Here is a 20,446-nt window from a genome sequence, read left to right on the forward strand (position 1 = left end):
TAGTTAGCAATTAAATGTATGCCCTACACGCAGAGTTTTTATAGTCGATTTTTAATTTCTTCGCTAATTTTAGCGACAAATTCATCAACATTAAATTTGCCCAAGTCTTCACCTGTGCGGGTACGTACAGCTACTTCTTGTTGTTCAACTTCTTTATCACCAACAACAAGTAAATATGGGATACGTTTTAATGTGTGTTCACGGATTTTAAAGCCAATCTTCTCATTTCTCAAGTCAGCAGCGGCTCTAATTCCAAGTTTATTTAATTTTTGTACAATTTCCTGCACATAAGCAGCTTGTTTATCAGTGATATTCATAATCACTACTTGCTTTGGTGCAAGCCAAGTCGGGAATAAACCCGCGTACTCTTCTGTAAGAATACCGATAAAGCGCTCGATAGAGCCCAATATTGCACGGTGTATCATAACAGGTGTACGACGTTCGTTGTTTTCAGCAACATAAGTTGCCCCTAAACGCCCTGGTAATGCAAAATCTAGTTGCACTGTACCACACTGCCACGCTCTGTCTAAGCAATCGTACAAAGTAAATTCAATTTTTGGACCATAGAAAGCACCTTCACCCGGTAAATAATCAAATTCGATGTTATTTGCTTTCAGTGCATCAGCTAATGCAAGCTCTGCTTTGTCCCACATATGATCTTCGCCAATACGCTGTTCAGGGCGTGTTGACAGCTTCACCACAATTTTTTCAAAGCCGAATGTTTCGTACGTATCGTAAACCATTTGGATACACGCTGATACTTCATCCATGATTTGCTCTTCAGTACAGAAGATATGGGCATCATCCTGAGTAAAGCCACGTACGCGCATTAGACCATGAAGTGCGCCTGACGGCTCGTTGCGATGACAACAACCAAATTCAGCCATACGCAGTGGAAGATCACGGTACGATTTTAAACCTTGATTAAAGATCTGTACGTGACCTGGGCAGTTCATTGGTTTGATTGCGTATTCACGCTTTTCAGATTCAGTGGTAAACATTGCTTCTGAATACTTTTCCCAGTGACCTGATTTTTCCCATAAAGAACGATCCATCATCATTGGACCTTTTACTTCTTCGTACTGGTACTCGCGTAACTTTTCACGCACAAACTCTTCAAGTTCACGGTAAATGCTCCAACCATCGTTGTGCCAAAACACCATGCCTGGCGCTTCTTCTTGCCAATGCCATAAATCAAGTGCTTTACCAATACGACGGTGATCACGTTTCTCGGCTTCTTCTAAACGTTGTAAGTAGGCTTTAAGTTGCTTTTTATCGCCCCATGCAGTGCCATAAATACGCTGCAACATTTTATTATCTGAATCGCCACGCCAGTAGGCACCGGCTACTTTCATTATTTTGAAATGTTGGCAAAAACGCATATTCGGTACGTGTGGACCACGACACATATCGATATATTCTTCGTGGTGATATAATCCTGGACGGTCATCTTTAGCGATGTTTTCGTCAAGGATTTGAATTTTGTACATTTCGCCGCGCGCTGCAAATGCATCACGGGCTTCTTGCCAGCTTACGGTTTTCTTAATCACGTCGTAGTTTGTTTTAGCAAGTTGCAACATGCGCTTTTCAATAGCTTCTAAGTCATCTTGACTTAATGAATGTTCCATATCGATATCATAGTAAAAACCATTATCAATCGTTGGACCAATTGCCATTTTTGCATCAGGAAACAGTTGCTTAACTGCATGACCTATCAAGTGAGCACATGAGTGACGAATTATTTCTAAGCCGTCATCATCTTTTGCGGTGATGATTTCAAGACGAGAATCGTCAGAAATTAAATCACAGGCATCAACACGAGTGCCATTAACACGACCAGCGATAGTGGCTTTTGCTAAGCCTGGGCCGATATCATTGGCTACATCAAGTGTACTTACAGGGTTTTCAAAACTACGCTGACTGCCGTCAGGAAGAGTAATAACTGGCATTATAAGTCCTTACTACAGTGGTGACGCCTACAATGCATCACATGTATTTATTAAATTAAAATGAATAACTCGACAACGCTTTTACGAATAAGCATTGTTAATTTTAACCGTATTTGGTTAATGTATTTGTTGAGTCTTAGCAAACACAAGCGGTTATTGTCGCGTTTGGAGCCACTAAATACAAGTATTTAGCCAGACAAATTGACAAATAACCCTCGCATTTCATACTTAATTTAATTTCAGCTGTTGGATAACCTAATGACGACGTCTAATCGTATCCGTTTTGCCACTTTAAATTTACTTAATTTTACGGCGCCACCTTATTCTTTTTATCAATTACATGAACGTTACAACGCAACGCAATGGCGGCAAAAACAGCAATTTATCACTGACTTTCTACAGCAAAGTCAAGCAACGGTTGTTGCTTTCCAAGAGGTGTTTAGCCCTAAAGAATTGGCCATTTTGTGTAAAGAGCAAGGCTATGACTATTTTGCTACTGTAGCCAGTCCACGCAGTGATCATCTCTATCCACAGGTATTATTTAACCCTGTGGTGGCGATTGCCGCGAAAATCCCTTTTCAAGCATGCCACGAACTCACCCCTTGCCCAGAACTACTTGAGTACTTAAATAATCAAAATGAATTTAAATTTAATCGCACACCTATTAAATGCAGTTTTGATGTACCTGAATTTGGTGATTTAACCTGCTATGTGGTGCACTTTAAATCGCAACGGGTGCATTCAATGGCGCATATTTTAAACATTCATAATCAAGACGATCCCTTATTAAATCTATTACAACAAACCGTTGGCATGATGCAATCGCAAATATCACGCTCACTGGAAGCTTCGATTGTTTATTATGATGCGCTAAAAACCCAGCGTGAAAAAAACTGTGCAACATTAGTAATGGGGGATTTTAACGACAATATTGACAGCCCTGCGCTGTCATTCATGACCCAAGGATTTCACCCTACTCGTTGCGAGCCCTGTTTAGAGCTTGAACAACCCATTGTAGGATTAACTGATTCGTTTGAATTAAGCAGTGAATCGGCAAATGGTAAAGTAAAACCAGCAACACATTACTATCAAGGTCGTGGCAATGTGCTTGATTATATTTTGACCTCAGGACACTTTAATACTGATTGTGCATTATCGCGGATAAAATCGTTGCACTATCTAAGCTTTGATAAACACTTAAATCCAAACCAAATTGATGAAGATATCTGCGTAAGCGACCACAGTGGCATTGGGATTGAAATCGGTTTTTAAAATGCACTGTTTTTAAGGCGTTTAATTGATATAATGCTGCCCAAATTAGTTATTTAGAGAATGACAATGAGAACATGCGGTGTAGAAATTACCGGTAGTGACGTACTACTGTGTATTTTAACAAAAGATAACGATGTATTTGATATACGAGATATTCGCCAAACTCGCTTTACCTTAGGTAATGGTAATGACACTGAAGTAATGCGTAAATTCCAATTTGATTTTGCGAAACTTATGCAGGACTATCAAATTGACTCAGTTGCTATTCGTCAACGTGCGCCTAAAGGTAAATTTGCCGGTAGTGCGAACGGTTTCAAAATGGAAACTGCAATTCAATTGATCCCTGAGCTGAGTGTTTATTTATTCAGTACAACCGAGATCAAAGAACAATTAAAACGTAATCCTATTCCTATTGATTTCGCTGAAACGGGGCTTAAAAAGTACCAAGAAAATGCGTTTGTAAATGCATATGTACATTTAATGAAAAAAACCTACCGCAGCGAAGAGCTTTAATTTTCAATTAGAGTTAAATTTATAATCAGATACTACGCTAGTGTGTACTGCAATGTTTTTTTGTAGCTACAGCTAGCGTTTTTTATTGCCTAATATTTATCATTTTTATTACTACATTGGTCGTATAGCGCTTTCATTTGTCGACAATCTGTGTTTTTCTAACTGAGTAGACTCTCACAACATTGACACGGAGACCGTACATGCAAATAAGTAACAATAATACAACTGCAACCGATGCGAATAAAACAGTCAAAGATACAGCTGGCTTAGAGCATAGCTACTATAAAGGAGCACAAAGCCCAGCATTGATCAATAAAACCATAGGTGATTACTTCGACTCCATTGTCGACAATAATCCAGACCACCCTGCGATAGTGCTGCATCATCAAAACATTCGTTTAAGCTATAAAGAATATCAGCAGCAGATCAACCAGCTGGCAATGGGGTTACTGGCTTTAGGTGTAAAACCAGGTGATCGTGTTGGTATCTGGTCACCAAACAACCTTGAGTGGTGCTTAACCCAATTTGCGACCGCCAAAATTGGCGCAATCATGGTCTGTATTAACCCAGCGTATCGTCCAAACGAACTACAATTTGCACTAAATTCAGTCGAGTGTTCAACTCTTATAACCGCTTCAAGTTTCAAAGCCAGTAATTACCTAGGCATGCTTAATGAATTACTGCCCGAACTTGCCGCTGCAAAAGCTGGGCAACTGCAGGCAAAAAATCTCCCCTATTTAAAAAATATTATTCGCATTGGTGATGAGCCTGCCGCAGGCATGTTTAGTTTTAGTCAAGTTATGACAATGCCAACGGCCGCCCACCGCGTTGAGCTCAACGCCATTGGTGCAACTTTGCAACCAGATCAAGATATCAACATTCAGTTTACCTCCGGCACAACAGGCAATCCTAAAGGCGCTACGCTCTCCCATAAAAACATTTTAAATAATGGTTTTCTTATGGCTAATGCAATGCGCTTAACTGCAGATGATAAGCTGTGTATTCCAGTGCCGTTATATCACTGTTTTGGAATGGTATTAGGTAATTTAGTATGTATAAGTAAAGGAGCTACGGCAGTATTTCCAGGAGATTCTTTTGATCCAACAATCACGCTTGAGGTGGTTGAAAAAGAACGCTGTACTGCACTGCATGGCGTACCTACGATGTTTATTGCTGAACTAGAACTAAAAGATTTTGCTCGTTTTGACTTATCCAGTTTACGTACGGGTATCATGGCAGGCTCGACGTGTCCTGAGCAAGTAATGCGTAAAGTACAATCGCTGATGCATATGAATGAAGTTGTTATCGGTTACGGCCAAACGGAATGTAGTCCCATTAATAATGCCACGGAGATTGACTCATCCATTGAAAAACAAGTTACTACCGTCGGCCGCGCGCTGGCGCATACAGAAGTAAAAATTATTGACGAAGTAGGTAATATACAAAAAATAGGGCTTGCTGGCGAAGTATGCAGCCGTGGTGCGGGTATTATGCGTTGCTATTGGAATGATGAAGAAAAAACCGCCGCAACTATCGATAAAGAAGGCTGGCTACACTCTGGTGATTTAGGTGTAATGGATGCGGAAGGTTTTGTTGCAATAGTGGGCAGAATTAAAGATATGATCATTCGTGGTGGCGAAAATATCTACCCGCGCGAAATTGAAGAAGTACTTTACACTTACCCTGGCGTGCAAGATGCTGCTATTTTTGGCATCAGTGACGACAAGTACGGCGAAGAAGTATGTGCTTGGGTACAGCCTAAAGATGATGCCGTGTTAACAGAGCAAGAAATTCGCAGCTTCTTAAAAGATAAATTAGCTTATTTTAAAATACCAAAACACATTCAATTTGTTGAAAGTTACCCTATGACGGTTACCGGAAAACTACAAAAGTTTAAAATGCGCGAACAAATGCAAGCACAATTAAAAGACAACGCGTTTTCATAATTAGCCAAAGCTCACGTTAGTTAATAACGCCCAATGTAATTTAAAACCTTGGGCGTATTATAAGATTAATAGCTTAACAGGCCTATTCTGGCGGTTTTAAAAAATACGTTTGCGCTAATGCATTATGAATGCCCGCTAATTCAATTTGGATTTGATCCATATAATTGTGTAAGTAGCCATTTTTAAGCGCTCTTACATCTTCAGCTTTCAATTGTTTTACCACTGCATCTATTAAATTTATAATCTCTGTAGAGTTTGGCAAAGGTGAAATCAGCGTTTTCAGCTCTATTAAGCAAAACAAAATTGACCGTGGAAATACTTCACTGTGCATCACGAATTCTAATACATCAGCACGTTGCACACGTACGCTCATCTCTTGTCGATACATTTGATAAGCACTAAGCGAGCGCAATAAGCTGATCCACTGAATATTTTCATAAGGTTTTGCTTCATCGCTGGTGATCAACGTCTCTGAACGAATGTCTAATATCCGTGACGTCATATCAGCACGTTCTATTAACGACCCAAAGCGGATAAACGTAAAACCATGATCATGGTTAATAGTCGCATCTAAAGCACCAAATATTTGATGGGCTGATTCGATGATTTTCTTTAGATAAGCAAATCGGCCACGCTTAGCAAGCCCTTCTTTTTGATTATCTTTTACATAGTAATAAAGGGAGTTAATTTCTTCCCATACATCGCGAGGCATTACGTCTCGGATCGTTCGAGCGCTCTCTCTAGCATAGATAATAGAATTTAAAATAGACGAGCCATTATCACTACCTACAAGTAAATAACGCAGCGCTTTTTGCTCTGTGTAATCAGCGTGTTTATCTTCATACGCCTGACGCGCGCCAATAATATCTATTAATGGCTCCCAGCCTGTACATACGCCTTTAGGTAAATCCAACATCAGCATGTTGTTGACATTAATTAACCGTGCAACATTTTCTGCACGTTCAACGTAACGAGCTACCCAATATAAAGTTTCACCTACTCTTGATAACATATTATTTAGCCTCTTCGTCAACAATCCAGGTATCTTTACTACCACCGCCTTGAGATGAATTTACCACTAATGAACCTTTCACCATCGCAACACGAGTAAGGCCACCAGTAGTGATCTGTGTGTCTTTACCTGACGATAATATAAACGGTCTCAAGTCAACGTGACGTCCATCAGGCTCTGTCCCGTCAAGGGTGGGAACCGTAGACAAATCAAGAGTTGGTTGCGCTACCCAATTCCGTGGATCGGCTTTTATTTGTGCAATGGTTGCTTGTTGCTCTTTTTTAGTCGATTTAGGACCAATCAATAAACCATAGCCACCCGACTCGTTTGCAGGTTTGACAACTAGTTTATCGATATTTTTAATAACATAATCACATTCTTTAGGATCTAAACACTTATAGGTTGGCACATTTTCTATCTTGGGTTCTTCATCCAAGTAATATTTTATGATGTCAGGTACATAGGCATAAACCACCTTATCATCCGCAACCCCTGCACCGGGTGCATTGACTAACGCCACATTACCTTTCGACCATGCTCGCATTAAACCGGGTACACCTAATTGTGATTCAGGTAAAAAAGCTTCGGGATCTAAGAATAAATCGTCGATGCGTCGATAAATTACATCAACGCGTTGCAAGCCTGTAATTGTGCGCATATAGACACAGTCGTCTTTTTCGACTACTAAATCACGCCCCTCTACTAATTCACAGCCCATCTCTTGAGCAAGGTAACAATGTTCAAAATAGGCGGAGTTAAATACACCGGGTGTTAATACCACTACTTCAGGCTTATCGTCTGGACGAGGTGACATTGCTGCCAACATATCAAACAGTTGTGAAGGATAATCATCAACTGGTAAGATCGACACTTGTTCGAATAACTCAGGGAAAACACGTTTCATCACAGAGCGGTTCTCAAGCATATAAGACACCCCAGACGGCACGCGTAAGTTATCTTCGAGTACAAACATAGTGCCATTTCCATCGCGCACTAAATCGGAGCCGCAGATATGCGCCCATATATTATTTGGCGGAGTAATTCCAACACATTGAGAGCGAAAGTTAACTGATTTTTCGAGTAAGCCTTTTGGAAAAATACCGTCTTTTATTATTTTTTGATCATGGTATAAATCATTTATAAACAGATTCAACGCTTCTACACGCTGTTTTAAACCTACCTCAATAGTTTGCCATTCTTTTTTACCAATAGTGCGCGGAATAATGTCAAACGGCCACGCTCTATCGATCATATTGCCTTCATTATAAACTGTAAACGTAATGCCCATTTCTTTTATGGCAAGATCTGCAACAGCTCTGGCTTTAACTAATTCTTCTTTTGATAAGCTAGAAAAAAACTGTGCTAACTGTTTACCGTGCGTTCGAATATTTCCTTGTGCGTCTATTAATTCATCAAAAAAGCCATTTGTTTGATATGCTTTCCAGTCAATTTTCATACATCCTTCCGCCTTATCCATTATTAATATTGAGTTGTTTTAATCACTCCAATCGAATCATATCAACCGCTACATCAAGCAATTGTGTACCGCCACCAAAAACCACGCCTTTCAAAGGAGTGACATCAGAAAAATCACGGCCAACAGCAAGTGTTATATGCTGCTCATTAGGCATAACATTGTTTGTTGGATCAAAGTCTACCCAACCAAACCTTGGCACAAACACAGAAAACCATGCATGGGTCGCATCTGCACCTGCTAACTTTTCTTCACCCTCGGGAGGCATTGTTTCTATATACCCGCTAACATAACGTGCTGCTAAACCAATACTGCGTAAGCACGCTATCGCAAAATGTGCAAAATCTTGGCAAACGCCCCTTTTTTGTGCAAAAACAACACTCAAAGGCGTACTAATCGTAGTAAAACCGGGATCATACTGAAACTCATGAAAAATCCGTGCCATGAGATCTTTACAGCCACAAATCAAGCTAATATCAGCTAAAAATGACGTTAAAGCGTATTCCTTTATACCCTGTACAAAAGGAGTATATTGAGATGGCAAAATAAACTCCGATGTTTTTAACAGCTGATATGTATTTGGCTTTGCGACGATATCGCGAGCCTCTTGCCAAGGCATATCAGTGTCGACGAGGTTAATATTTGCACTTAATAAAAGTTCCACTTCACTGGTCATAGTCACTTTCAGTTTTTTATGCTGTGTGGCTATTTCAAACGCGGTCACTTTATTATCAAAATAATCCGTAAATTCTTGTAGATAATTTGCCGGCGGCTCAATATCTATGCGACTACTGTGGCATATCTGAGCACGATTTGTTTTTGGTGTTAACCGTGCTTGGTTTTGGCACAAGCTAACAAAATCGGCATAACTGTAAGTTGTGGAATGCTTTATTTTATATTTCACGATTGAGCTTGCTCAATATTAGTCCAATTCAATTTATTCGCCGTTTGTGTATGAGAAAAATACTGCAATAATAATACATCACAAAAGGTATTTAAGTTCAGGCGAATATTATGGTTAAACTCGATTAACTGTTTACGAACTCCAGCGTCCGTCCTTTGCAGGTAATCTTTTTCTGTGACGTAGCAACTCGTTTTAGAAAGTAAAATTGCTTTTTCATGTGCTGCTATCACTCCCTGTCTACGTTTAGTCGGTAAATGCTTGCATAACTGGTTTATTTGCTCTAACTGAAAAAGTAATGAGCGAGGGTATTCTGCATCCAGTAATAACAGCTCAAGCCCAGTACCTATACTTTGATACATTCTATAGCGACGTTTATGGGTCACTAAGCTAACTTGACTACTCAAAACCGCTTCGAGTAAACCAAGCTCTTCAGCTTGCTCGAGTTCTTGCGTTAATAATGCCCCTGTTAATGAGGTGATTTGTAAGCTGCGCTCAATCCTGCGACCCATCTCAAGTAAAAACCAGCCATTGCTGTTTGGCATACAATCCACTAACGAGCCATTAAAGGCCATTATCAAACCAATCACTTTATCTAAAATACTTTGCATCGCTCGTGATGAAATGTTGATATTGATATGCTTTAGCACTTTAACTTGCTCATTGATTTCATCAATAATACGACGACTATCATGAGACAATAATTCTTGGATCTGTACTGATGCATTCGCTAAATAATTTAACGTATTTATTATGCTACCCGCGCGTAGCTCATCAGCGAGTAAAGCAAACGCTGTTTGCTTAGACACTGCGCTATCAAATTCTTCAAGCTTGATGGCTTGCTCTACATAAGGGTAAACAATATGCTGAGCGCTGATAGCAGCCAACAAACGAGCAACAGTACTGCGGCGTATTAAATCTGGATAAATAGCCAACTCAGTGTAACGATCAATAAAGATACGTAATATTCTTATGGTATTTTCACAGCGCTCTAAATAACGACCGAGCCAAAATAAATGTTCTGCAGTACGACTTGATATAACCCCTTCAAGTAAGCTTACATCCATTCTTTTTTTAATTGGTGTTGGTACACTTTGCTCAGTTAAATCAATATCTTTACTGGTATTTATCCAAGTATCTTTGAGCCAACCAGCGCCCTTAGCGTTAGCACTATTTTGATAAGAGAAACACAGTGCCGATGGCAGCACTTCGATGCCATTTTCTGTGGTTAATACATAACACCTAAATACCACAGGTTTTGCAATTAACTTACCGTCATCCCAAAATGGTGCGCTACTAAATGCGGGTTTATCTTGAAAATAATAATCGCTAGGTTGCTTAGTTATAAGTTGTTTAATCTTATCCGCGTCTAAATGGCCATCAAGTGTTAGTTTAGGATCTTTATAACTACCAAACACTAACTGTGACCAATCCGATGATTTAACATCTTCAATGCTGTGGTACTTAGGGCAATCTAGTAATAATGGTTGTTGTAAAAGTTGCTCTGATAGCTGGGCTAAATTACATTGTATTGCTGGTGATGAGAGTACCCCGCTACCAAAAGGATTTAATACTTTTACTGAGCCCTCACGTACAGCTTGTAATAAGCCTGGAATACCATGTAACGAGTATTGTGTTTGTTCAAGTGAATCGATACTTTGATCTGGGATCCAACGTAAAATCACATTGATTTTCCCCAACCCTTGTAATGACTTTAAACACACTTCGCCATTACGCACTGTTAAATCAGCGCTTTGCACTAAAGTATAGCCAAAGTAAGTAGATAGAAACGCATGCTCGTTATAATTTGGATCATCGATCCCTTGAGTTAAAATAACAATGCGAGGATCATCCATATAATGAATAAACTCGTTAATGCCTTCTTGAAACAAATTTAAAAACTCTTTAATTTGTTGCACGTTGCATTCAGCAAACTCTTCAGCCATAACGCGCCTAGCTATAATGCGGTTTTTTAGCAATAGCCCTAGACCTAACGGACATTGGCAATGATCAGCTAAGACTTTAAATTCACCCGATGGTGCGCGATACACATCAACCGCTGTAAAAAAAAGTTTTAGCTCATCACTTGGTAAGCTAAATCCTTCACGTAAGTAATGACTATCTTGGTACAGCTGCTGCGGTGATATTTGCCCACTCAAAAGCAGCTTTTGCTCAGAATAAACATCTTGTTGGATCTTATTAAGTAATAAAGTTCGCTGTTTTATGCCTTGCTCTAACGTATTCCAATCTGCTCGAGAAAACATAAAAGGCAGTGGATCGAAGTGCCACTGTTGATTACTCTCACTTTTAATATTGCCATTTTGCAAAAGTTGCGTAATTTCAATGGCACGACTACTTACATCTTCAGCGGTTAAACTTGCTAAACGATTAAATAAAGTATCCCAATGCTCAGGGTTTAAGCCACTGTGATCCGCCAATTCATCATGACCGTGGCGTTTATCAAGGTATAAAGACAACCAATTAGGCAGCTCTGGCATCGTATTATTATTAATGTACAAGCTAAAAGCGCTCCGCTATAAAAAGTAAACTATCATTCTAGTTCAATTTGTTGGTAATTGTATTAACAAAAGCGTCTGTTAAATAATGACTCTACTTTGCGTAATGTCAAAGTGGAGTCATACAATTAACAACCCAAAAAGATGATTTATTTGAACTTAGGTTGTCTCCTTAAATCGAGCGTATTAGGGTAATCTGAATTAGTATTTTCTTCATCGGGAACAACAAATTCACTCACCGATTGTGCTGATTCAAAGCTTCGTGTCGCAGCCGATGGGCTCCAACTAGGCTGATCAGATGCTAATAATGATGGTGTGTGACCATGCTCCCAAAATCGTGCAACCCTTCGCCCTTCAGCTTCAAATGCATTAACGGGTAATGTTTCTGGATTTCGCCCACCAGCATGACTAACATGGTAGACAAAACCACCCATTGAGCGGCCTTCCCAGGTATCGATCAGATCAAATACTAACGGTGCATGTACACCAATTGTAGGATGCAGCGCTGTTGGTGGCTGCCATGCACGGTAACGGATCCCGGCAACCATTTCATCTTTCGCTTTGCCTTTAACAATTTTAAGCGGCACGCGTCGGCCATTACACGTAACGATATAGCGGTCACTCATTGTGCCAATTACTTTGATTTGCACGCGTTCTAATGACGAATCAACATACCGAGCAGTACCAGATGCACTGGCTTCTTCACCCAGTACATGCCACGGTTCAATCGCGGTTCTAAGCTCTAACGTCACATCATCGAGTTCTCGGGTGCCGCAAACAGGGAACCTAAACTCAAAAAATGGGTTTAGCCAACTTACTTGGAATGCAAAACCAGCTTGCTGCAGATCTCTAACAACCTCAGCTAAATCATTTTCAACATACTGAGGTAATAAAAATTTATCATGTAATTCGGTGCCCCAACGGATCAACGGTTTGTGATAAGGCTTTTTCCAAAACCAAGCTAATAAAGTCCGTAATAACAACATTTGCACTAAACTCATTTGTGAGTGAGGTGGCATTTCAAACCCCCTAAACTCGACAATACCTAGTCGTCCTGTTGCTGAATCGGGTGAATATAGCTTATCAATACAAAACTCCGCCCTGTGTGTATTACCTGTTAAATCAACAAGTAAGTTGCGTAACAAACGATCAACGAGCCATGGCTCAGGCACTTCCCCTTCAGGCATATGTGAAAATGCGATTTCAAGCTCATAGAGCAACTCATCACGTGCTTCATCCACACGAGGTGCTTGGCTTGTAGGGCCGATAAATAAACCTGAAAATAAATAAGATAATCCAGGATGGTGCTGCCAATAAGTAATAAAACTTCTTAAAATATCTGGGCGGCGTAAGAACGGGCTTTGCTGCGGCGTTTCACCACCTAAAGTGACATGATTACCACCCCCAGTGCCGGTATGACGACCGTCCGCCATAAACTTATCTGTTCCTAAACGTGCTTGTTTGGCTAGATCGTAAAGTGTCGTTGTTCTATCTACCAATTGCTGCCATGACGAAGATGGGTGGATGTTCACTTCAATGACACCTGGATCAGGTGTCACGGCGTATTTTTCTACACGACTATCTTTAGGCGGGCTATAGCCTTCAATAACAACTGGGATTTGCAGGGCTTTTGCGGTGCTTTCAATCGCATTTAATAGCGACATATAATGTTCAAAATGGCTCGTTGGGGGCATAAAGATGTACAACCGCCCTTCTCTTACTTCCAATGCCATTGCGGTTTTGATCATCTGTTGACCAATAAAGCCTTTTTGCAGTTTTTTAGCTTTTGTAAAGTTATCTGGAATATCAAACGGATCTCGCTCAATAATGTTGCTTGTCCACTCAAGGCTATCAAGCGGTAATCTATAACCAAGGGGTGATTCACCTGGTAATAAAAAACAGTATTCGCGTTTAAATTCCCATTTGCATGACTGCCAGCAATGTTTCGCTTGATTAAACTGCAGCGGCAATGCATAACCAACAGGCTTTTCAATACCTTGTTCCATTTTAGCTAAAAAGCCTTTACGGCTCATTGCACTAAGAAGTTCAGGCTGTTTAGGCCCCACCTCTTTGGGTAACGATGCCTCTTGCCATAAATGATATAAAATATCTTCATAGGCTGTAGTGATAGCCTTGGTTTCAAGGCCTATTTCTGCACATAGCTGTTCTGTAAAACGCTTGGTATCTGTGTGGTCTAATTTATAATCTTTATTCGGATCAGCTAATAAACTGGCATCTTGCCACAAAGCTTCACCGTCTTTTCGCCAATAACATGCATATTGCCAGCGAGGCAGTGACTCTCCCGGATACCATTTACCTTGCCCATAATGTGTAAAGCCACCTTTGGTATATGCTTTGTTCATCGCAATAAATAAGCTTTGTGCTAGCACTCGTTTTTCTTTACCGTCGGCTTCTGTGTTCCATTGGGGATGTTCCATATCATCAATAGAAATAAACGTCGGCTCACCGCCCATTGTTAAATGAACACCTTCCTTAACATATACATCATCAACTTGCTGACCCAAGCGGTTTATTGCAGCCCATTGTGTTTCTGAATATGGCTTTGTAACGCGAGGGTCTTCATGTACGCGCGTTACTTTGTTATAAAAACTAAATTCTGATTCGCACTTATCTATGCCACCAGAGACAGGTGCTGCTGAGCTAGGTTCAGGTGTGCACGCAAGCGGAATATGGCCTTCGCCAGCAAATAAGCCGGAGGTAGGATCAAGCCCGATCCAACCTGCGCCTGGAATATATACTTCAGTCCATGCGTGTAAATCAGTAAAATCTTCATCAGGACCACTTGGGCCATCAAGTGATTTTTGATCTGATGTAAGTTGGATTAAATAACCAGATACAAAACGAGCAGCCAAACCTAAATGACGAAACAGTTGTACTAACAACCACGCAGAATCTCGACATGAACCGGTTTTTTTTGTGATGGTTTCGTTCGCCGTTTGAACTCCAGGCTCTAAACGAATGCCGTAGCCAACAAGATTATAAATTGACTGATTGACCGCAACTAAAAAATCAACACTTCTGATTGGTTTTTCCGGACGTAACGAATCAATCAATTCTAAAAACTTAGGACTCGCCTTACGTTTTTTTAAATAGGGATTAAGCTCAGCCTTTGCGACTTTATCGTATTCAAATGGAAACTCTTCAGCATATTCTTCTAAAAAGAAATCAAACGGATTAATTACCGTCATTTCAGCCACTAAATCAACAGTAAAACTAAACTCAGTTGTGGGGCTATTAAATACCACTCTTGCCTGATAATTACCAAAAGGGTCTTGCTGCCAATTGATGTAATGATCTTCCGGCACTATTTTTAATGAATAGCTTTTAATTTTAGTTCGGCTATGCGGTGCTGGACGTAAGCGGAAAATATGCGGCCCCATATTTACTGGGCGGTCGTACTTGTATTGAGTATGGTGCGCTATACCAACAGTAATTGTCATCGATTAATCCCTCTTTAATTTTTTGTATAGCCATTTAAGTATAACTTACTACTACCTGCCTGCTATTTAAGCAATATACATTCCATATAGATTACATAATAAAATTAGGCTGTTAGCCTATATATTGGTCACTATTGACTGTTTAGAATCAAAGAGCGAGCGCTGTGAAGAATTATTTGGTGCGACATTCGCACCAAATTAGCACAAAGCTAAGTATTAAAAATCACACAGCGCTTATTATTTTATGTAATTCACCAATAAAGCATGCCTGTTTTTTCTAGCGATTAAATAGAAAAAAGTCCCAATTAATCACAACACCAGTTAAATGCTTCGCTAAAACGAACTTAAAAAATAGTTCACAATAAAACCACGATTAAGCTTCTTAACAGTGTTATAGTAGTTTGATTTTTAATCGCCCTGAAAGCCAAACTAGCAAGCTTAGTGTCTTTAAACAAGCAATGTTGGCATTTTATTTTGCTAATTTATTATTAGCATCAATGCTTAAGGTAGATTGTTCACAGTTAGATCATGACGTAATACACATCCCGCCTATCTTCATATTAAGGACTCTATTTATGCAAACATTAACAAACATTGGTGACAACTTGGTTAAAGGAATATCTGCCCGCTATGGTTTAAGTTATGAGGCAGTAGTACATATGTTAGTTGCAGTAAATAATGGCGGCGGTTCAATGGCGCAGTTTAATTGCCCAGAGCTTGGCGGCTCAGGTCAATGGATGCGCGGTGGAATGACAATGGTAGGAGACATGTTCAATAATGGCTTGAAAAACACCGTTGATAACTTATGTAACGAACTTGCCACTATTTTAGCAAACAACCAAGTTTTCCCCGTCATTCCTGCCGGTACTTTAGGTAGCAACCAGTGGTGGCCAGTTAATCTAGGTAATCCATCGAGTACCGGTTCACAAAACAACACCCGTTATGCTGTTTTTCCTAATCGCTTAGCCATTGAAAAAAATGGTCAGGTCACACTCTATGATACGCTCGATCACCAGATCGGGGGAGTAAGCCAGCAACAAGGCAACGATATATCGCTTACCTTTAGTAGCCAGTGGGGAAACATTAGCGTAAATAGTTTGCCAGTGATTGCTGATGATAGCTTCACTCAGACACATTCAAGTCACAATACCAACTTTGCCCAATCAACAGACTTTGCAAAACAACAGCAATCCCCCCCTGAGACAGGCTCAAATGATAAAATGATGAGTAGCGAGTCGACAGCTATTAATGCTTCGCAATACTCAGTGAATGAAACCCTCGACATTATTGAAAAATTAGCACAATTACGTGATTTAGGCGCACTCACTGATGCTGAGTTTAATGAGAAAAAATCAGATTTATTGCAACGAATTTAACGGCAAGTAATCTCAGGCTTAGTAATTTTATAATTTGCTAACTTTATAATTTGTTAGCAATATAGCTAATGTAAGTCTGTTCACTGAATAATTTGTCATTGTATTTATCAACGGATACGGTAAAAAATATGAAAACGTTTAAATGTAACTGCAAAGATAATCAAATATTGTTTTTTGAAAGTAGTCACTGCCTTGCCTGTGGCAAAACTGTTGGTATTGATGACAATTTTAACCTTGTAGAACCCTACGAATTTAATGACACAACGGGCTTATATTACAAAGCGTCAGCCCCTGATGTGCCCTATCAAAAATGTGATAACAATGCACACTATAAGGCATGCAATGGCATGGTTGATATCGACAGTTTTGTACCAGCGCCAGACACAGAAGAAGTGCTGTGTTTCGCATGTCGGTTTAATGAAACAATCCCAGATCTAAGTATTAATCAACACATTCCACTTTGGACCAAAATGGAAACAGCAAAACGCCGAGCATTGTATACACTTAAAGCGCTTTCTTTACCATTAAATAACCTCAGCCAAGATGCCGAAGGTGGCCTTAGTTTTGATTTTATAACCGACCGCAGTGTTAATGACCATTTCGTGACTAAATTAGCAGGTCAAGAAAATGTTTTTACTGGCCATAACTGCGGCCATATTACAATTAATTTGGCTGAAGCTGATGATGTCGCTCGCTCACAAACAAAGCATGCTATGGGTGAGCGCTATCGCACTTTGCTTGGTCATTTTCGTCATGAGTTAGGGCATTATTATTTTGACCAGTTAATTGCAAATTCACCGCAAAAACATGCTTTATGTAAACAATATTTTGGCGATGATTCTTTAGATTACCAACAAGCGATTGATGCCCATTATAAAAATGGCGCTCCTGCTAATTGGCATGAAAACTATATTAGTGAATACGCCACCATGCACCCTTTTGAAGACTGGGCAGAAACTTGGGCGCACTACATGCATATTATTGATACTTTAGAGACAGCAAAAAATTTCTCTATTACCGGTTCTACACTCGGTAATGAATTTGAAGTTGAGGACACTGATGAGTTAAGGCTACCGCAAAACTCGTATTACTTTAATAGCCAAACATCAATCGCAGTAATGTTGGATAGCTGGATGGAATTTTCGATTATTTTAAATTCGTTAAATCGCAGCATGGGCTTAGCTGATGCTTATCCATTTGTTTTAACACAGGCGGTACGCACTAAGCTTTCGTTTGTTCATCACGCGATCCATAACAGGCTTAACCTTATGCCTGATTTAAATACAACAGCTGAGAACACATAACAACAGCTTTGATAATGTAATTTCGGCAAATGCTCTATCCGGATTAACAGCACTGACACAGATAACAAACCGCAGTACGTTATCAGCCAGCTAACACAACACATCCGCTAATGAGTATGACCTGTATTGCGTTATAAACTTTTGGTATTACAAACTAAAGCTTGCCTGATACTTAGTTGAAATTAATCGTACTCGTTCAAATGGCCAATGCTCAGCGAGCCAATGTAAGATGCATAACCGTAAGGTATTATTTAATTCCTGACTATCATTACGTAGCCAAAAAGTAATCTCACTATCGAATTCATTGTTCACCCCAGGATCAATATACACTGAGCCTAGGCAGCGTGTTTTTTTCGGGTTTAATATCGCATAAGCAAATGCTTTTTTTTCGTTAAACTCTGCGGCATGTTGAGCTAAGCTTTGACGATTCTCTTCAAGGGTCATATCGGCTTTTGGCCAATCAGGCTTGGGGGCGAATATACCTTTTAACTGCGGCACACTTGACATTACAGCAGTAAAATCAAGCTCGACTACCTGCTCATTTAATGGAGTAAAATAAAACGCAGTTGTTTGCAGCGCTTCTGGGGGGTTAAAATCCGTCGATACAAATAAAGACATTGCTTCCTTCCTTGCTAATATTTAACTGATAAAACCAGCCATTGTTGTTTTAATCCTATAAAATGAAAGCCGCCAATCAGTAAACAAATGATCGAGCTGCAAAGCCAAAACATCTCACTGCGTCCTAGCGGATTAGTCATTAAATATAATCCTGCAATACCGCGAAATAAATAAATCGCAGTTACCACAACTAACACAAAGCGTATGAAAGGTAGCTGTTTGAACAAACCCGCGGCTGAAAAAGCATATAACGACCAAACGCTTAATACAAAAGCGATGAAGAAAGTGATCAGCGAAGGCGTCAACTTGCCCTGCTCTGCGAGCATTGCCATGTGCTCACCAGCACCGAAAAAGCGATACCACGGCGCACCAAAAACAATACAACCAAGGTGAGCGAGTGCGGCTAAAGCACTCAAGCTGCCTGCAATCAGCAAAAATAGGTTCATACACTGTCAACTAATTCACATTTAACTCCACCATAATACGAAAAAGCCATTAACTTCAAGTATTCACTGAAATTATTGTATAAAAAGTGTACTCCCATAAACTAAGGTCAACATAAAATACAACTATTGCTGTTCAATTGCGAAGTCCGCTACTAAATTGTCTTGCCTGATATTCAAGCGCAACTGTAATTACGCTTGAATATCAGACGCTATACATTACTTTAGTGTTTGCTCAAACGCACCTACATCGCCAGGGAAAACCACCGGTGATTCAATACCGTCTTTATTAACCGCAGCAACGCCAAAATAATAATTATCAATGACTACATTTTTAAGAGTCGCTTCACTTACATCACCCACATAGCGGCTAAACTGCCATTGTGGTTCACTCGTATAACGCCAATAGAGTCTGTACCCCGTGGTCGTTTTATCATTATTTTTTTGCCATTTTAAAGTCGTACTAGGTTGCACAGCACCTGATATTTCAACGTTATTAGGTGGTGCCGGTGCCCATGCCATTGACGCTAAACTTACCGCATTAAGCGCTGTTAATTTTGCGGTATAATCAAAATCAACGCCATCAATGGTATCACCATAAACAATACCATCCTCAGTGCGTAAGTCTTGATGTTGATGGTTATAATTTTCGTTCGTTTCCATTACCCTTACAGCAGCATAACCCATGTCGTTAAACGGGCGATGATGTCCTCCTCGACCAAAGCGATCGAGTCGATAAACTAACAATGTGTCAAGATTGGGAATATAGCGATCGGCAATGGTATCGATATAACGGGCTAAATTACGACTAGCTGAATCGACCTCGCCACCGGTAAAACGGCGTTTATGCGCTTGCTCTTTGGTTTCGATAACCCGCGTACCTTCAGAGAAAATACGTGCAGTCGTGTTATCAGTAACGCCATTAATACCAGTAATATTACCAATCATGTCATTATTGAGTACACCGTGTACTTGCCAGCCTTGCTTTTGTGCATAGTCGGCTAAAATTTTACCACCAAAAAGTCCTTGCTCTTCGCCTGAAAGCGCGGCATAAACAATTGAGCCATTAAATTTATATTTAGATAACACGCGAGCTGATTCAATCACCCCAGCAACACCCGATGCATTATCATTCGCCCCTGGTGCGTCGCTGGTAAAATCCATTACATCGCTGACCCGTGAATCAATATCGCCCGACATCATCACCATCCGGTTTGGCTGATCAGTACCGCGTTGAATAGCAATAATATTCACCACTTCAACAGGATTTGGAATACGCTTTTCGCCAGAAATGGTATCTTTAACTTCTATTACTTCTAAACAGCCACCGCATTGCTGAGAAATTTTCTCAAACTCAGCCTTGATCCAACGCCGAGCTGCACCAATTCCTCGGGTGTTTGATTTCGTTTCTGATAACGTATGACGAGTGCCAAAATCAACAAGTGTTTGAATATCACTGCCAATACGTGTTGCTGAAACATCAGTGGCAATATCATGAAGCTTGGTTTGATCTTGATAATTTAGCTCAGCGGCCAAGGTGCTTGTTGAAATAAACAATGTAGTTATTAAAATAGCGGGCTTGAGGGTCGATAGCTGATAGGTTTTATGATCAGACATAGTGTTGATGCTCTTTATTATTTGATAAATATACAATACGTGAG

14 protein-coding genes are annotated in these 20,446 nt (G+C 40.0%); 5 read left to right on the forward strand and 9 right to left on the reverse strand.

Annotation, left to right across the window (positions count from 1 at the left end):
* Nucleotides 1-38 precede the first annotated feature (38 nt).
* Entirely contained in the window at nt 39-1,949 is a 1,911-nt protein-coding gene (thrS, locus tag H5163_RS02495; RefSeq protein ID WP_182734229.1) for a threonine--tRNA ligase, read from the reverse strand.
* A gap of 258 nt (nt 1,950-2,207) precedes the next feature.
* On the opposite strand from thrS, the gene H5163_RS02500 reads away from it, so the two are divergent.
* The 3 genes from H5163_RS02500 (at nt 2,208) to H5163_RS02510 (ending at nt 5,680) form a co-directional block, all read left to right on the forward strand.
* Nucleotides 2,208-3,221, forward strand: coding sequence for an endonuclease/exonuclease/phosphatase family protein (locus H5163_RS02500; RefSeq protein ID WP_182734231.1), 1,014 nt, complete (start codon nt 2,208-2,210; stop codon nt 3,219-3,221).
* Between the two features lie 66 nt (nt 3,222-3,287).
* Entirely contained in the window at nt 3,288-3,734 is a 447-nt protein-coding gene (locus H5163_RS02505; RefSeq protein WP_145233170.1) for a DUF3010 family protein, read from the forward strand.
* Nucleotides 3,735-3,934: 200 nt separating this feature from the next.
* Nucleotides 3,935-5,680: an AMP-binding protein gene (locus tag H5163_RS02510; RefSeq protein WP_182730608.1), complete on the forward strand. Its 1,746-nt coding sequence runs from the start codon at nt 3,935-3,937 to the stop codon at nt 5,678-5,680.
* An 82-nt stretch (nt 5,681-5,762) separates the two neighbouring features.
* Here H5163_RS02510 and H5163_RS02515 read toward each other — a convergent pair whose 3' ends face one another.
* From H5163_RS02515 to H5163_RS02535, 5 genes are all read right to left on the reverse strand, one after another.
* Entirely contained in the window at nt 5,763-6,692 is a 930-nt protein-coding gene (locus H5163_RS02515) for an alpha-E domain-containing protein (protein WP_182730609.1), read from the reverse strand.
* A 1-nt stretch (nt 6,693) separates the two neighbouring features.
* Nucleotides 6,694-8,148 carry a circularly permuted type 2 ATP-grasp protein gene (locus tag H5163_RS02520; protein WP_145233167.1) on the reverse strand — a complete coding sequence of 485 codons (1,455 nt, stop codon included), beginning with the start codon at nt 8,146-8,148 and terminating at the stop codon, nt 6,694-6,696.
* Nucleotides 8,149-8,191: 43 nt separating this feature from the next.
* Nucleotides 8,192-9,070, reverse strand: a complete 879-nt coding sequence (locus H5163_RS02525) for a transglutaminase family protein (protein WP_145233166.1) — start codon at nt 9,068-9,070, stop codon at nt 8,192-8,194.
* Nucleotides 9,067-11,586, reverse strand: coding sequence for a circularly permuted type 2 ATP-grasp protein (locus H5163_RS02530; protein ID WP_182734233.1), 2,520 nt, complete (start codon nt 11,584-11,586; stop codon nt 9,067-9,069). The genes H5163_RS02525 and H5163_RS02530 overlap by 4 nt, the downstream gene beginning before the upstream one ends.
* Nucleotides 11,587-11,732: 146 nt before the next feature.
* Nucleotides 11,733-15,044: a DUF2126 domain-containing protein gene (locus H5163_RS02535; protein ID WP_145233164.1), complete on the reverse strand. Its 3,312-nt coding sequence runs from the start codon at nt 15,042-15,044 to the stop codon at nt 11,733-11,735.
* A 575-nt stretch (nt 15,045-15,619) separates the two neighbouring features.
* Here H5163_RS02535 and H5163_RS02540 point away from each other — a divergent pair.
* Entirely contained in the window at nt 15,620-16,420 is an 801-nt protein-coding gene (locus H5163_RS02540) for an SHOCT domain-containing protein (RefSeq protein WP_149982508.1), read from the forward strand.
* A gap of 128 nt (nt 16,421-16,548) precedes the next feature.
* On the forward strand, nt 16,549-17,724 hold the full coding sequence (locus tag H5163_RS02545; RefSeq protein ID WP_182734235.1) for a putative zinc-binding metallopeptidase: 1,176 nt from the start codon (nt 16,549-16,551) through the stop codon (nt 17,722-17,724).
* Between the two features lie 147 nt (nt 17,725-17,871).
* Here H5163_RS02545 and H5163_RS02550 read toward each other — a convergent pair whose 3' ends face one another.
* The 3 genes from H5163_RS02550 to H5163_RS02560 form a co-directional block, all read right to left on the reverse strand.
* Entirely contained in the window at nt 17,872-18,342 is a 471-nt protein-coding gene (locus tag H5163_RS02550; protein ID WP_182717431.1) for a hypothetical protein, read from the reverse strand.
* A 14-nt stretch (nt 18,343-18,356) separates the two neighbouring features.
* Nucleotides 18,357-18,788, reverse strand: coding sequence for a hypothetical protein (locus H5163_RS02555; protein ID WP_149982511.1), 432 nt, complete (start codon nt 18,786-18,788; stop codon nt 18,357-18,359).
* A gap of 216 nt (nt 18,789-19,004) precedes the next feature.
* Nucleotides 19,005-20,402: a M28 family peptidase gene (locus H5163_RS02560; RefSeq protein ID WP_182734237.1), complete on the reverse strand. Its 1,398-nt coding sequence runs from the start codon at nt 20,400-20,402 to the stop codon at nt 19,005-19,007.
* Between the last annotated feature and the right edge of the window lie 44 nt (nt 20,403-20,446).

The sequence above is a fragment of the Pseudoalteromonas sp. SG44-8 genome (genome assembly GCF_014164125.1).
GTDB lineage: Bacteria > Pseudomonadota > Gammaproteobacteria > Enterobacterales > Alteromonadaceae > Pseudoalteromonas > Pseudoalteromonas rhizosphaerae.

Bases quoted from the DNA above. Each gene is read 5' to 3' on its own strand.
- H5163_RS02560 (WP_182734237.1), bottom strand. From the start codon at position 20,402: ATGTCTGATCATAAAACCTATCAGCTATCGACCCTCAAGCCCGCTATT.
- H5163_RS02540 (WP_149982508.1), top strand. From the start codon at position 15,620: ATGCAAACATTAACAAACATTGGTGACAACTTGGTTAAAGGAATATCT.
- H5163_RS02510 (WP_182730608.1), top strand. From the start codon at position 3,935: ATGCAAATAAGTAACAATAATACAACTGCAACCGATGCGAATAAAACA.
- H5163_RS02505 (WP_145233170.1), top strand. From the start codon at position 3,288: ATGAGAACATGCGGTGTAGAAATTACCGGTAGTGACGTACTACTGTGT.
- thrS (WP_182734229.1), bottom strand. From the start codon at position 1,949: ATGCCAGTTATTACTCTTCCTGACGGCAGTCAGCGTAGTTTTGAAAAC.
- H5163_RS02515 (WP_182730609.1), bottom strand. From the start codon at position 6,692: ATGTTATCAAGAGTAGGTGAAACTTTATATTGGGTAGCTCGTTACGTT.
- H5163_RS02550 (WP_182717431.1), bottom strand. From the start codon at position 18,342: ATGTCTTTATTTGTATCGACGGATTTTAACCCCCCAGAAGCGCTGCAA.
- H5163_RS02535 (WP_145233164.1), bottom strand. From the start codon at position 15,044: ATGACAATTACTGTTGGTATAGCGCACCATACTCAATACAAGTACGAC.
- H5163_RS02555 (WP_149982511.1), bottom strand. From the start codon at position 18,788: ATGAACCTATTTTTGCTGATTGCAGGCAGCTTGAGTGCTTTAGCCGCA.
- H5163_RS02500 (WP_182734231.1), top strand. From the start codon at position 2,208: ATGACGACGTCTAATCGTATCCGTTTTGCCACTTTAAATTTACTTAAT.
- H5163_RS02520 (WP_145233167.1), bottom strand. From the start codon at position 8,148: ATGAAAATTGACTGGAAAGCATATCAAACAAATGGCTTTTTTGATGAA.
- H5163_RS02545 (WP_182734235.1), top strand. From the start codon at position 16,549: ATGAAAACGTTTAAATGTAACTGCAAAGATAATCAAATATTGTTTTTT.